Source organism: Mesorhizobium sp. WSM4823 (assembly GCF_055811195.1).
Genome location: NZ_JBVVQL010000006.1, coordinates 1 through 13,212, shown reverse-complemented (window position 1 = coordinate 13,212; position 13,212 = coordinate 1). Strand labels below are relative to the sequence as shown.

At 63.9% G+C, this 13,212-nt stretch carries 14 protein-coding genes; 6 read left to right on the top strand and 8 right to left on the bottom strand.

Features of this window, described 5'->3' with window-relative positions:
* Window positions 1–81: 81 nt before the first annotated feature.
* Window positions 82–303: an alkylphosphonate utilization protein gene (locus AC0L26_RS16940; protein ID WP_473633571.1), complete on the top strand. Its 222-nt coding sequence runs from the start codon at window positions 82–84 to the stop codon at window positions 301–303.
* A gap of 367 nt (window positions 304–670) precedes the next feature.
* The gene (locus tag AC0L26_RS16935) at window positions 671–2,638 is read left to right on the top strand and encodes an acyltransferase family protein (RefSeq protein WP_473633570.1); all 1,968 of its coding nucleotides are present in this window, start codon (window positions 671–673) and stop codon (window positions 2,636–2,638) included.
* A gap of 66 nt (window positions 2,639–2,704) precedes the next feature.
* Here AC0L26_RS16935 and AC0L26_RS16930 read toward each other — a convergent pair whose 3' ends face one another.
* The 5 genes from AC0L26_RS16930 to msuE form a co-directional block, all read right to left on the bottom strand.
* A complete protein-coding gene (locus AC0L26_RS16930) occupies window positions 2,705–3,466 on the bottom strand; it encodes an ABC transporter ATP-binding protein (RefSeq protein ID WP_473633569.1) in 762 nt (253 codons plus the stop codon).
* Window positions 3,467–3,481: 15 nt separating this feature from the next.
* Window positions 3,482–4,480, bottom strand: a complete 999-nt coding sequence (locus AC0L26_RS16925) for an ABC transporter substrate-binding protein (protein WP_473633568.1) — start codon at window positions 4,478–4,480, stop codon at window positions 3,482–3,484.
* 72 nt (window positions 4,481–4,552) lie between these two features.
* On the bottom strand, window positions 4,553–5,401 hold the full coding sequence (locus AC0L26_RS16920) for an ABC transporter permease (protein WP_473633567.1): 849 nt from the start codon (window positions 5,399–5,401) through the stop codon (window positions 4,553–4,555).
* Between the two features lie 24 nt (window positions 5,402–5,425).
* Window positions 5,426–6,790: an LLM class flavin-dependent oxidoreductase gene (locus AC0L26_RS16915; protein ID WP_473633566.1), complete on the bottom strand. Its 1,365-nt coding sequence runs from the start codon at window positions 6,788–6,790 to the stop codon at window positions 5,426–5,428.
* A 48-nt stretch (window positions 6,791–6,838) separates the two neighbouring features.
* Window positions 6,839–7,396 carry an FMN reductase gene (gene msuE / locus AC0L26_RS16910; protein WP_354487805.1) on the bottom strand — a complete coding sequence of 186 codons (558 nt, stop codon included), beginning with the start codon at window positions 7,394–7,396 and terminating at the stop codon, window positions 6,839–6,841.
* A gap of 235 nt (window positions 7,397–7,631) precedes the next feature.
* Here msuE and AC0L26_RS16905 point away from each other — a divergent pair, with 235 nt between their 5' ends.
* Together AC0L26_RS16905 and AC0L26_RS16900 are read left to right on the top strand one after the other, a co-directional pair.
* On the top strand, window positions 7,632–8,228 hold the full coding sequence (locus AC0L26_RS16905; protein ID WP_352937539.1) for a DUF922 domain-containing Zn-dependent protease: 597 nt from the start codon (window positions 7,632–7,634) through the stop codon (window positions 8,226–8,228).
* Window positions 8,229–8,501: 273 nt separating this feature from the next.
* Window positions 8,502–8,870, top strand: a complete 369-nt coding sequence (locus AC0L26_RS16900; protein ID WP_473633565.1) for an endonuclease domain-containing protein — start codon at window positions 8,502–8,504, stop codon at window positions 8,868–8,870.
* A gap of 3 nt (window positions 8,871–8,873) precedes the next feature.
* Here AC0L26_RS16900 and epmA read toward each other — a convergent pair whose 3' ends face one another.
* Window positions 8,874–9,917: an EF-P lysine aminoacylase EpmA gene (gene epmA, locus AC0L26_RS16895; protein ID WP_473633853.1), complete on the bottom strand. Its 1,044-nt coding sequence runs from the start codon at window positions 9,915–9,917 to the stop codon at window positions 8,874–8,876.
* Window positions 9,918–10,046: 129 nt separating this feature from the next.
* On the opposite strand from epmA, the gene efp reads away from it, so the two are divergent.
* On the top strand, window positions 10,047–10,613 hold the full coding sequence (efp, locus tag AC0L26_RS16890; RefSeq protein ID WP_354487799.1) for an elongation factor P: 567 nt from the start codon (window positions 10,047–10,049) through the stop codon (window positions 10,611–10,613).
* A gap of 285 nt (window positions 10,614–10,898) precedes the next feature.
* Entirely contained in the window at window positions 10,899–11,495 is a 597-nt protein-coding gene (locus tag AC0L26_RS16885) for a CatB-related O-acetyltransferase (protein ID WP_473633564.1), read from the top strand.
* 349 nt (window positions 11,496–11,844) lie between these two features.
* Here the strand turns inward: AC0L26_RS16885 and AC0L26_RS16880 are convergent, their stop codons facing one another.
* On the bottom strand, window positions 11,845–12,111 hold the full coding sequence (locus AC0L26_RS16880) for a hypothetical protein (protein ID WP_473633563.1): 267 nt from the start codon (window positions 12,109–12,111) through the stop codon (window positions 11,845–11,847).
* A 143-nt stretch (window positions 12,112–12,254) separates the two neighbouring features.
* Window positions 12,255–12,875 (bottom strand): DUF6456 domain-containing protein, encoded by a 621-nt coding sequence (locus AC0L26_RS16875; protein WP_473633561.1) that lies wholly within the window; start codon window positions 12,873–12,875, stop codon window positions 12,255–12,257.
* Window positions 12,876–13,212: the final 337 nt, after the last annotated feature.

Genomic DNA, 13,212 nt, shown 5'->3' with positions numbered 1-13,212 from the left:
GGGCAACGTGGCTGCCCGGTATGCTTGACCTGGCCGCCATCCGCCGGATAGTCCCTGGACCGGCCCTTGAAAGACCCAGATATGACAGACGCGATCGTAAGAGACAGCAACGGCGCCCAGCTGAACGAGGGCGATTCCGTGACCCTGATCAAGGATTTGAAGGTCAGGGGCACGTCGGAAACGATTAAGCGCGGCACGCTGGTGAAGAACATTCGCCTCACCGGCAGCCCGAGCGAGATCGAGTGCAACACCAAGCAAGTGAAGGGCCTGGTGCTGAAAACCGAATTCCTGAAAAAGGCGTGATCGCCGGGGAGCCGCCTGCCATGATCCGCGCGGCTCCCCGATCCTGCAAGCCGGAGCCTCCGGAAACCGGCACCTCTGAATTGCGCACGCGGATGACGGCAGACACTGCATCGCCGCGGTGCGGAACGAACGCCATGGTCGCGCCGGGTTGATTTTCTGCTTCTGCTCAAAATCGGCCGCCGCAGTGCAAACAGAATGCCAGCGCTGGCGCGGCGCTCGTCATGCACGCGCCGGCGAGCACACTGCTCTGCACGCCGCGAATCCACTTATGTTGCACTGCGTTAAATTTGTTGCATTGCAATATCAGCGCATCGCGTCGATTCTTCGCAACGGGTGGGCTTTTCAACGACATACACGAGGTTTCGCCGTGTCAGCATCGTTCCGGCCTGATATCGAAGGGCTGCGTGCGCTGGCGGTGTCGGGCGTCGTCGCGTTCCATTTCGGCCTGTCGGATCTGCCGGGCGGCTTCACCGGCGTCGACATCTTCTTCGTCATCTCCGGCTATCTGATCACCGGCCAGTTGCTGCGCGAAATCGCCGAGGACGGCCGGCTGAACCTGTGGCGGTTCTATGCAAGACGCGCCCGGCGCCTGCTGCCGGCCTCGCTGTTCGTCATTCTCGTTACGCTGGTCGCGGGCTACTTCATCCTGTCGCCGGACGAACAGTCGCTCTATTCGAAAGGCGCCATGTACGCCTCGGCCTATGCGATCAATTTTTGGCTGATCCGCTGGTCGTTCGACTATTTCGCCCCCGATGCGGCGAACAACCCTTTCATCCACTTCTGGTCGCTCTCGGTCGAGGAGCAGTTCTATCTCGTATGGCCTGGGCTCCTTCTGCTGGCCGCATGGCTGCGCCCGGGCAAGGGCGCGGCAATCCTGGTGATCGGGCTCGTCGGCGTGGTGTCGTTCGCCGTCTGCGCCTGGCTCACCACCGTGTCGCAGCCCTGGGCTTTCTATTTCTCGCCGCTCAGGGCCTGGGAATTCGCCGCCGGCGGCCTGGCTACGATGGCGCCGGCAAAATTCTGGCGGGAGCGCCCACAATTGGGCGCAGCACTGGCATGGCTTGGCCTGGCGCTGATCGCCGCGGCCTATCTCACCTTCAGCGAACAGGACACCCCCTTCCCCGGCCTCGCGGCGGTGGTGCCGGTGGCCGGCACCGTGCTCCTGCTGCTCAGCGGTTCCGGCAATGCTCAAAGAGGCCCCAGCGCCGTGCTGGCGCTGCCGCCGTTGCAATGGGTGGGGAAACTTTCCTACTCGCTCTATCTCTGGCACTGGCCGGTCATCGTCTATGCGACGATGATGGTTCCCGACCTCGCCTGGCCCGGGCGGCTTGCCTGCGCGGCATTGACGCTGGCACTGTCGATCTTCACCTATAATTTCATCGAGAACCCGATCCGCCGCAACGGCTGGCTGATGGCGAGTGCGGCGCGTGCGCTTGTCCCCGCCGCAATGCTGACCGGCGCCAGCGTGGCAGCGACCTATGCCAATGCGCGCCTTGCCGTGCACGATCTCGACCCTTCACAACGCATCATTGCCGAAACGGCCGCACAGCCCTCCACAGCGCGCGCCAAGGCGGGCTGCGTTCTCGATTACGAGACCGTCACGCCGAAGCCCTGCGTGTTCGGCGCCAAGGATGCCGAACAGTCGATCGCGCTGTTCGGCGATTCGCATGCCGATCACTGGTCGACGCCGCTGATCGAGGCGGCGAAGAAGAACGACTACAAGGTCGTCACCTGGCTCAAATCCGCCTGCCGGGCCTCGCGGCTGACGGTGTGGAGCTCAAAGCTGAAGCGCAACTACACCGAGTGCGATCAATGGCGCGAGCAATCGATCAAGGAGATCGTCGCGCTCCGCCCGAGCCTGGTGGTGATCTCGGAGATCTCGCTTACCAGCTCGCGCAAACTGTCGCCCGAGGCGCAGCAATCCGACAGCCTTGATCAGGATTGGCGGGCCGGCCTGCGCGCAACGCTGGAAGCGTTCAGCCAGGCCGGGCTGAAAGTCGCCTTCATCCGCGATGTGCCGTTCAACGGGATGTTTGTCGACACCTGCGTGGCCCGCGCGCTGTGGCGGGGACAGACGCCCTCGGTATGCGACGCGCCGCGAACCGACGCCGCCAACGACGCGGTGGCCGCGGTGGAGCGCGACATCGTGCGCGCCGTCCCCAACGCGACCTATATCGATATGACCGATCGGTTCTGCGACGCCAAGACATGCCATGTCTTCATCGACGGCAAGCTGGCCTACCGCGACCGCCACCATATGGCGACGCCCTTTGCGCAAACGCTGGAGCCGCTGGTCGAGCGCGCGCTGTTCTCCAACGTGGCGGCGCAGAAGTAAGGACACGGCGCACGCGCTTTTCACCCGCTGCCTCAGTGCCCGCTGTGTCTCAGTGCCCGCTGTGTCTCAGTGCAGGCCAAACTCACGCAGCAGTTCTTCGCGGTAGCGCACGAACCGGCTTTCGCTGCGATCGCGCGGGCGCGGCAGTTCAACGTCGACCAACCGTGCTTTGCCGCCTTTCTCCCGGGGCAGGATCAGCACCCTGTCCGCAAGATAGATCGCCTCCTCCAGATCATGGGTGACCATGACCATGGTGACGTTCTCTTCGCTCCAGATGCGCGCCAGTTCCTCTTGCATGCCGATCTTGGTCATGGCGTCGAGCGCGCCTAGCGGCTCGTCGAGCAACAGGATTTCAGGCTGCACGGTCAAAGCCCGGGCGATGCCGACGCGCTGCGCCATGCCGCCTGAAAGCTGCCTCGGATAGGCATCGCTGAAATCGGCCAGGCCGACAAGCGCGGTATAGAAGCGGGCCTTGTCCTCGGCCTCCGCCTTTGGCACGCCCCGTACTTCAAGGCCAAAGGCGACGTTGCCGAGCACTGTCAGCCAGGGCAGCAGGCGCGGTTCCTGGAAGATCACCGCGCGCTCGGCGCCGACGCCATGGACCGGCTTGCCGTCGATCGCGACCCCGCCGCTGTCGGCATCCTCGAGCCCGGCAAGAATGCGCAGCAGCGTGGTCTTGCCCGATCCACTGGCGCCGACGATGACCAGACATTCGCCGGAGCGGATATCGAGGTTCAGCGCCCTCAGCACGGCAAGCGGGCGCCCACTGAGGGTGAAGGATTTGGAGAGGTCGCGTATCGTGACCTCGCCGCCGCTCTTGCTGGCCATCGCGCAGTCTCCCGGTCAGTTGGTTTTCGTTTCGCCGGGCCGGTAAAGGATATCGGCGGCTTTCAGCTTGCCCTTGGGCAGGCGGCGGTCGCGCTCGAGCACGCTGACCCAGAAATCTATGTCGCGGTCGTCGGCCTTCGCTCCTTCGCGCAAGCCGAAGCCGGTCCAATAGCGCGCCAGCGCGCCATTTTCGCCGCGCTTGTCGAGGATGGCCGCAAGCACCTTGCGCGCCTCGTCCAGGTTCTGACGCGACCAGTCGGCGGCGCGGGCCGACTGTTCGACGAAATTGCGGGCGCCATCCGGATGCGCCGTGACGAAATCGCGCCGCAGGACGATGAAGCCGCCGGCCAGTTCGCCCAGCACGTCGGTGTCGTTGAACACACCGCGCACGCCGCCATTGTCGACCAGCGCGCCGGCAAACGTCGCCTGCCAGTAACCCAGTGCCGCGATATCGACCTGGCGCGACCGCAAGGTCTGTTCAAGCTGCGGCCCGGGCACCACGACGAGGTTGGCGGCATTCGGCGGCAGGCCGATGCCGTGCAGCGCCTCGCGCACGGTGTAGTCGAGATGGGCGCCGAGCGTGTTGACCGCAATGGTCTTGCCGGCGATGTCGGCGATCGATTTGATCGGGCTGTCTTCCAGCACGTAGAAGACACTGCGCACTTGGCTGTTGATGCCGTTGCTTGGATAGGCGGCGACGAAGTCATTGCCGCCGGAGATCGAATTGATCACCGCAGCGGTTGCGGCCGAGCCGAGATCGACGCTGCCCGAGGCGAGCGCGAACAGCGATTCCGGGCCGCCGCCGGAGTAGCCGACATTCTCGAGTTTGACCCCGAAATCCTTGAAATAACCGAGCTCGTCCGCCAGCTCATGCGGCGAAATGCTGCCGCGGCTGGCGAGGTAGCGCAACGTGACCGGCGCGGCTTGCGCAACGGCGAAGCGGGGCAGGCCGGCGGCGGCGATGCCGGCGGCAAAGGGAGCGCCGGCAAGCAGGGAACGGCGAGTGATTGGCATGGTCCGGTCTTTCCTGTTGGAAGAGGATGGCCTGTTGGAGGATGGCCTGTTGGAGAGGATGGTGAAAGCTGGTCAGTCGATGGGATCGCTCCAGCGGCAGAGCCGCCGCTGCAGGCTGACCAGCGCCTGGTTGGCGATCAGGCCGAGGCCGGCGAGGATGACGATCGCCGCAAACATCAGCGGAATCTGGAAGTTGTACTGCGCGTTCATCACCTGGAAGCCGATGCCCTTGTTGGCGCCGATCATTTCGGAGGCGATCAGCAGCAAGAGCGCCGTGGTCGCACTCAGCCTCAAGCCCACGAAGATCGACGGGACGGAACCCGGAAGCACCACCCGGCGAAACACGGTGAGCCGCGCGGCGCCATAGACGCGGGCCATCTCGAGCAGTTTCGGATCGACCTGCTTGACGCCGCTGATGGTGTTGAGCAGCAGCGGAAACAGCGTCGCCCAGAAGATGACGAAGACTTTTGATGCCTCCCCCAGCCCGAGCAGCAGGATGAACACCGGATAGAGCGCCAGCGCCGAGGTCTGCCGGAAAACCTGCAGGATCGGATCGAGCGCGGTTTCGACGGCGCGCACCTGGCCCATGAACAGGCCGAGCGGGATAGCGACCGCCACGGCCGCCGCGAAGGCGAGGCCGGCGCGCTGCAGGCTGATGGCGATGTCGCCAAGCAAGGTGCCGCCGGCCAGGCCGCTCCACAATGCGGCGACGATCGTGTCGATCGGCGGCAAGACCGCGGCGTTGACCCATCCCGCGCTGCTCGAAACCTGCCAGATGGCGAGAAAGGCGAGCAGGATGCCGTAACGGGACAAGAAGCGGCCGACAGTCCGGTTGACCAGGCGCGGGAAATCGACGCCAACGCTGGTTCTGCCGTCATGTGCAGCGATCGTGACCGGCTGCTCGACGTGTTGCAAACTCATCGTCTTGCCCTTTGCTTAAAGAATTTATTCGGCGGCCAGCACCTTCGAGCGGGCGGCGGTCCAGGGATTTTCCGGCCGCCTGAGGCCGAGATTCTCGCGCAGCGTCCTACCTTCATAGGCGGTGCGGAACAGGCGGCGGCGCTGCAGCTCGGGAATCACTAGGTCGACAAAATCGTCAAGCGCACCAGGTAGCCATGGCGGCAGGATGTTGAAGCCGTCGGCGGCCTCGTTGCCGAACCATTCCTCCAGCTGATCGGCGACCTGCACCGCGCTGCCGATGACGGTGTAATGGCCTCGTGCCGTCGCCACCCACTGGTAGAGCTGGCGGATGGTGAAGTTGTGCTTGTCGGCAATCTGGCGGATCAGCGCCTGGCGGCTCTTCATGCCTTCGGTTTCCCTGCTCGGCGGCAGCGGTCCGTCGAGCGGATAACCGGTGATGTCGAGGGTCTGGCCGGCCAGCCCGTTGAGCAGGGCGACGCCATCCTCGGGCAGGATCAGCTCGTTCAGCTGCTGGTACTTGGCGCGGGCTTCCTCTTCGGTGCGGCCGACGAAGGGCGCTACGCCAGGCATGATCAGCACCTGTCCGGGATCGCGGCCGGCAGCCTTCACGCGCGCCTTGATGTCGCGATAGAATTCTTGCGCCGAGGCCAGGTTCTGATGGGCGGTGAAGATGACCTCAGCCGATTGGGCGGCGAGCTTGCGGCCGTCTTCGGACTGCCCGGCCTGCACCACCACCGGGTGCCCTTGCACCGGGCGCGGCACATTGAGCGGGCCTTTGACGCTGAAATGCTGGCCCTTGTGGTCGATGTCGTGAAGCTTGTCCTTGTCGTAGAAGCGCCCCGACTTCTTGTCGCGGATGAAGGCATCGTCTTCCCAGCTGTCCCACAACGCCTTGACCGTCTCGACATGCTCATGCGCGCGGGCATAGCGTTCTGCGTGGTTCGGCTGGGCGTCGCGATTGAAATTGCGCGCGGTGTCGTCACCCGCCGAGGTCACGACATTCCAGCCGGCCCGGCCATTCGACAGAAGGTCGAGCGAAGCGAATTTGCGGGCGAGCGTATACGGCTCCTCATAGGTGGTGGAGGCGGTGGCGATGAAGCCCAGATGGGTGGTGAGCGGCGCCAATGCGGCAAACAGCGTCACCGGCTCGAACCCGGCGATCTTGGCATTGCCGCCTTCGCGGGCGCCGAGGCCAACGGTCAGATTGTCGGCGAGGAAATAGGCGTCGAACAGGCCGCGTTCGGCGGTCAGCGCGAGCTGCCTGTGGAACTCGAAATTCGTTGCGCCGTCGGCCGGCGCGTCAGGATGGCGCCAGGCTGCGATATGCTGTCCGCCACCGGGCAGGAAGGCGCCAAGCTTGATCTGCCTGGACTTGCTGGGTCTGGTCATTGCGGGTTCCTTCTGTGCTGTGCGGAAAGGGAATCGGCTGACCGGTGTTTAGGCGGCAAGACCGACGCTGCGTGGCGTTCCGGCCACCCGGCATGCTTCGGCGACCGCTTGCCTGACGCGAGAATGGATGGCTTCGGAGACCAGCACGCCGTCGGCGAAGTCCTTGTCGGAGGCGTAGATCGCGGTCGGCAGGGTCAGTGCCTCGAAGAAACCGAACAGCGGCCGCAGCTGATGTTCGACCACCAGCGAATGACGATCGCCGCCGCCGGTCGCAGCAAGGATGACCGGCTTTCCCCTCAGGGATGACGGGTCGAGCAGGTCGAAGAAATGTTTGAAAAGCCCGGTGTAGCTGCCTTTGAAGGTCGGCGAGCCAACCACCAGGACATCGGCGCCTAGCAATCGCTCGACGATGCTCCTGGCCAGCGGATCGAGATCGCCGATGCGCCGTGCCAGCGGGAAGGACTGGCCGAGATCCTCGATGTCGAAAACGGTCGAGGCTGCACCGGTGCTGCTCGCCACCTCGGCGACGATATGGCTGATGAACGCCTTGGTCTTCGACGGACGGGTCAGGTTGCCCGACAGCCCCACCACCAGCTTTTTTGACATTTCGGTCTCCTCGCAAAACGGCTTATGCATATAACTCTAGTGAGTTTATAGAATTAAATGAGCGAGAAGATTTCAAAACGAGCCCGCCAAGCGGATTGAGTTTGCGGCACATCGCCGTTGATTGGTTCATTCGACGCGAAATGCGAAGCCGAGGTTTACGGCAAGGCGCCTTGACCGCATTCCGGCCACGCGTTGATGATCTAGCGCACCAAACGCATCGCCTCGGGGGATTCGCATGAAAACAGCCGTTCTGACGTCTCTGCTCCTGGCCTGTTTGCTGGCGTCGCCGGCGCAGGCGGGATGGAAGCCGATCGAAAAGGTCGAGACCTACGCCGTTTCAGGGCAGACCGGTCCCCAGCTCCATGCCTCGATGGGCGAGCGGGGGCCGACGATCGGCAAGAGCAAGGTCCGCGCCATGGCCTACACCAATTTCAAGCTGACCTGGGTCAGGGATTATCAGCGACAAGGCAATGCCTGCGTGCTGGTGTCGGCGCGGCCGAAGCTCATCATAACCTACACCTTGCCCAAAACCTCCGGGCCGCTGCCGGCCGCCGTGCAGAAAAGTTGGGAGGTTTTTGCCGCCGGCCTCGCCGCTCACGAAAAGGTGCATGGCGACATCATCGTCGACATGGTCCGCAAGATCGAGACGGCCACCATCGGCTTGTCGGTCCCCGACGATCCCGGCTGCAAAAAGATCAGGACCGAAATGACCAGGCGGCTTGCCGAACTCTCCCAGGCGCAGCGCCAGGCAAGCCGCGATTTCGACCGGGTAGAATTCGCCCCGCGCGGCAATCTGCAGCAGCTCATCGTCGCTTTGCTGATGGGGCGGTAGGGATGGAAACCACGGCAAGGCTGGCGAAAGCGTCGATGACAGCCGATCTCCCCCCTTGCGGGGGAGATGTCCGGCAGGACAGAGGGGGGTGGGAAGGATCGCCAACTTTCGACGTGACCCATTGGCAACCCGGAACCAGCCAGAGGACGTGGCAGCAATTCGTTGATAGGCCGGAGGGACAGCACCCCCTCTGCCCTGCCGGGCATCTCCCCCGCAAGGGGGGAGATCGGCCGTCACTCATGACTTCGCCAATCACGAAGACGAGGGTGCCTGATGGGTCACGATCTCGTTCCGCCACGTCAGCGCAAGAACGCAAAATCGATGCGTCGCGTCATGACCGACGCCGAACTCAAACTTTGGAACGAGCTTCGCGCCCATCGATTGATGGGCCTGAGCTTTCGCCGGCAGGTGCCGATCGGACCTTACATTGTTGATTTTGCCTGTCCCACACACCGCTTGGTCGTCGAGGTCGATGGCAGCCAGCACGCGGACGCTGAACACCTTGAGCGCGATGCGGCACGCAGCGCTTATTTGAAGAGCAGCGGCTGGACCATCCTGCGCTTCTGGAATGACGACGTCATTCGCGACCTCGACAATGTCTGCCAGCACATAATTATCGAGGCCGGCGCGGACAGGCGCTGACTTTCACCCCGCCACCGGCGTCCACATCACATCCTCCACCTTGCTCGCCCCGGTTGCCAGCATCACCAGCCTGTCGAAGCCGAGCGCGGCGCCGCTGGCCTGCGGCATGATCTCAAGCGCTGCCAGAAAATCCTCGTCGATCGGATAGCGCTCGCCATAGATGCGCTGCTTCTCGTCCATCTCGAGGATGAAGCGCCGGCGCTGCTCGGCGGCGTCGGTCAGCTCGCCGAAGGCGTTGGCCAGCTCGACGCCGCAGCAATAGAGCTCGAAGCGCTCGGCAACCCTCGGGTCATCGGCGCTCGGCCGAGCAAGTGCCGCCTCTGAAATCGGATAGCCATGGAGGATGGTGGCGCGCCCCTGCCCCAGCGCCGGCTCGACCTTTTCCACCATCACCCGGCTGAACAGATCGGCCCAATTGTCGTCGGGCGCGGTGCGTAAGCCAGCCTTGATCAGGGCCGCGTGTAGCGCCTCCCGATCGGTGCTGCCGTCGGCGGCGACGGTGGCCAGCAGGTCGATGCCGGCATAGCGCGCAAAAGCCTCGGCGACGCTCAACCGTTCGGGCTCGGCGAATGGATCGGCCTCGCGGCCGCGAAAGGAGAAAATTTTTGTGCCCGCGCGCTCGGCGGCCAGCGCGACGAGCCCGGCACAATCCTCCATCAGGCACTCATAGGTCTCATCAGCCCGGTACCACTCGAGCATGGTAAAGGACGGATGGTGCAAGGGGCCGCGCTCGCGGTTGCGATAGACGGCGCTCAGGCTGAAGATGCGCTTCTCGCCGGCGGCGAGCAGCTTCTTGCAGGCGAATTCCGGCGAAGTGTGCAAATAGAGCGGCTGGCGCTGCCCGTCCGGCCCGATCGCCTCGGTGGCGAAGGCCGACAGATGCGCCTCATTGCCGGGCGAGATCTGCAGCGCCGCTGTCTCGACCTCGACGAAGTCGCGGCGGGCAAACCAATCGCGCAGGGCCGCAGTGATGGCATTGCGCAGGATCAGCCGCGGCCGGCGGTCGGTGTGGACATCGGGCGTCCACCAGGGCGAGGCGGCGGTCATGACGACAGGATTTGCATCGAGGACTGGCGATTGCAGCCAAGATGCGCTAGGCCGCACCAGACGGCTCCCGCAGCCGATTTGCGCCAGTCGGCGCTTCCAGGCCAGTCAACGCTCTTAGGAATAAAGCCCGTGAAGGTCATCGCCAGTTCCCTACGCAAAGGCAATGTCGTCGAAAAGGACGGCAAGCTCTATGTGATCCTCTTTGCTGAAAACATCCATCCCGGCAAGGGCACGCCGGTGACCCAGCTCGACATGCGCCGCATCTCCGACGGAGTGAAAGTCTCGGAGCGCTACCGCACCACCGAGCAGGTCGAGCGCGCCTATGTCGAGGAGCGCGAGCATACCTTCCTCTACCGTGACGGCGAAGGCTTCCATTTCATGAACCCGGAAAGCTACGACCAGGTCGCGGTGTCGGAAAGCGTGGTCGGCGAGATGGCGCCCTATCTCACGGAAGGCATGGCGGTGCAGATCTCGCAGTACAATGGCATCGCCATCTCACTCGTGCTGCCGCAGCGCGCCACTTTCGAGGTGGTCGAGACCGAGCCGGTGACCAAGGGCCAGACGGCGTCCTCCTCCTACAAGCCGGCAACCCTGTCCAACGGTGTGCGCACGCTAGTGCCGCCGCATATCAGCGCCGGCACCCGCGTGGTGGTGATGACGGCGGACGGTGCATATGTGGAGCGGGCGAAGGATTGAGGGGCACTCAGCACCCCACATCGGCTTCAACAATTGAAGGACAGATCGTACTCGACGCGCTCGGTCAGCGCCATCGACCTGGCGCCGTCCTGCTGCGAGACGCGGAAATCCTCGTGTTGGCGGGCGTGCCGATCCGCCGCGCGGCCAAGGCGCCCTTGCGAAATGCCCTCTCTTGAGCAATGCTCCACCCCTTAGCAGAGCTTGAGGAATGACATTTAAGGTAATCGCGCAGACCGACACGGTGGCGTCGCTTGCAGGCTCACCGTATCCAGGTGGTAAACCGGGATGGCTTTCAAGAAACTGCGGATTTGGCTGGGACTGAGAAACGATCCCGCAGCGATCTCGCGTCACGCTAAAATCGGACGCGAAACCTATGGTGTCCACGGTAGGACATTCCTCAACTGCACGGCAGAATCACCAGTCGAGATAGGCGCATTTTGTTCTATCGGACCAGGGACACTCTTTCTGTGTCAGACTGATCACCGAACGGATACGGCTTCAACTTTTCCTTTTCAGTCGCGGATTTTCCGGCAGAAAAAGAACCTGGAGTACCTCGTTTCGAAAGGCCCGATCCTTGTCGGCAATGATGTCTGGGTCGGAGCCCGTGCAATCATCCTTTCAGGCGTGACCATCGGCGACGGAGCAGTTATCGCCGCCGGCAGCGTCGTGACCAGGGACGTTGCGCCATACACGCTTGTCGGCGGCAATCCAGCCAAGGTGATCAAGCGCCGGTTTTCCGACGAAACCGTTGCTGCGCTGCTGGAAATCCAGTGGTGGAACTGGCCCTTGGCGCAGCTCAAAAAGGAACGCGCCGCCTTCGACCTGTCCGCCGAGGTTTTCGCCAAGCACTATACAGTCCGCCAAAATTCAAGGCGGGGGTAAACGCGACTGCGAAGACCTGACGCTCGGTCGAAGCCAGAGGTTGTACGGGTGCTGCGTGTGATTCGGAGCGCTAGGTAGATTTCCCAACAGGTGGGCTAATCTGCCTGAACGCTCGGCGGAATGGCCGGGATAAATCGGATAAACAGCTGCGAGATAATAGCATTCAGCCAAGGATGAGACTCGCCACCAGGACTGTAAGGATAAGCGACAGCGGAACGGCAAGCAGGCAGCACGCCTCCAAAGTGTTGATTTGCCAAGAGTTCATCGAGCGCTTTCCCATGTTGATTTCCTATCTAAACGGGCAAACCGGGACGGCAGTTCCACGGAAAATACTCGGGCGTCATCCAAGCTATCGTGGCGACCGGCGCGAAGCCGCATTGCGAGTTATCCAGCGGGCACGCGCCAGATGCGTCGCCCAGGCCCGGAATGCTCTCTCCGGCTCCTCTTTCGGGTCAATGTGCAGAACGGTGTGGGCGACCTCACGCCAATCGGCCCCGTCCGCCGACGCATCGAGCAGCCGGATGTAAGTAAGCATGTGGTCCTCATCATAGCCGGTCAGCGCCGAAGACGTCGGCGCGTCGTCTGCGAAATGCGGGTCTAGCTGCGGCTTTAACATTGCGATCTACCAGCAATGGCGCACCGTAACAGGCCATGGGGAACCCTGCGCCCTTCAATTGGAGGACGTGTGGAGGACCTGGGCCGATCGAGGCTGGCCTCTTGGCCTGATCACCCATCGATGCGGCACTCCCCAGGCCGCCCTCACCGCGGCCGCCGCATCAGCATCATCCCGTAATGCACCGCCAACAGATCCAGCCCGATCTTGAGCAATTTAGACACAGCATCGCGCGGCTCGCCGGTCTGTTCGGCCAGGCTCTTCACCGTCTCGCCGTGGCAGCAGACTTTCTGCACAACGCCCGCTATCTCCCAATGCGAAAGCGCCCTGGTGGCGTCGGCATAGGCGCGGCCGGCGGACAGGATGCTGTCGGCAACGCCGCCGCCGATGCGTCCGCCGTCGACCCGCTCGGTCAGCGCCGTCGGCTTGACGCCGTCCTGCTGCGAGACGCGAAAACCCTCGCGGTAGCGCATGCCCGCCTCGCGCTGCTGGCGCGACAGCGAGGTGATGCCGCTCAGCGGGTCGACATTGCGCACGCGTACGACGCCGCCGGTCGCGGTGTGGCCGTCATTGGAAACCTCGTAGACGCGCCGAGCCTCCAGCGTGCCCGCCGCCAGCCGTTTGCGGCCGAAGGCGTCGTCCTTCAGCGCGAAATCATGGCCGATCTCCCTGCGAATGCGCACCTGCTCGGCCTCGCCCTTTGCCAGTCTAGGCGGCGCCAGTTTCGGCGGCTTGGGCTTGGCCTTCGGGGCGGTCTTCCTGCTCATCGTCCACTCCTCGTTTTATTGCTGTCTTCGCAAAATCTGGGTTCCTCGCCCCACGAAGTGGGGAGAGGTGGCTCGGCGAAGCCGAGACGGAGAGGGGCAATCGCGCAGTGCGCTGGCGATTTTCGCCGCTGAAGGTTTCAGGTCTTCGTCGGTTTCGCCCTGGCGATTCCTCATCCGGCTTGGCCTTCGCGTAGGTCGTCCCCTCTCCGTGGGGGGGGGGGCGCGCCCCCCCCCCCCCCCCCCGGGGGGGGGGGGGGGCCCCGCGCGCCGGCGGGGGGGGGGGGGGCGGCGCCCCCCCCCCCCCCCCCCGCCCCGCGGGGGGGGCCGAACCGCGCCC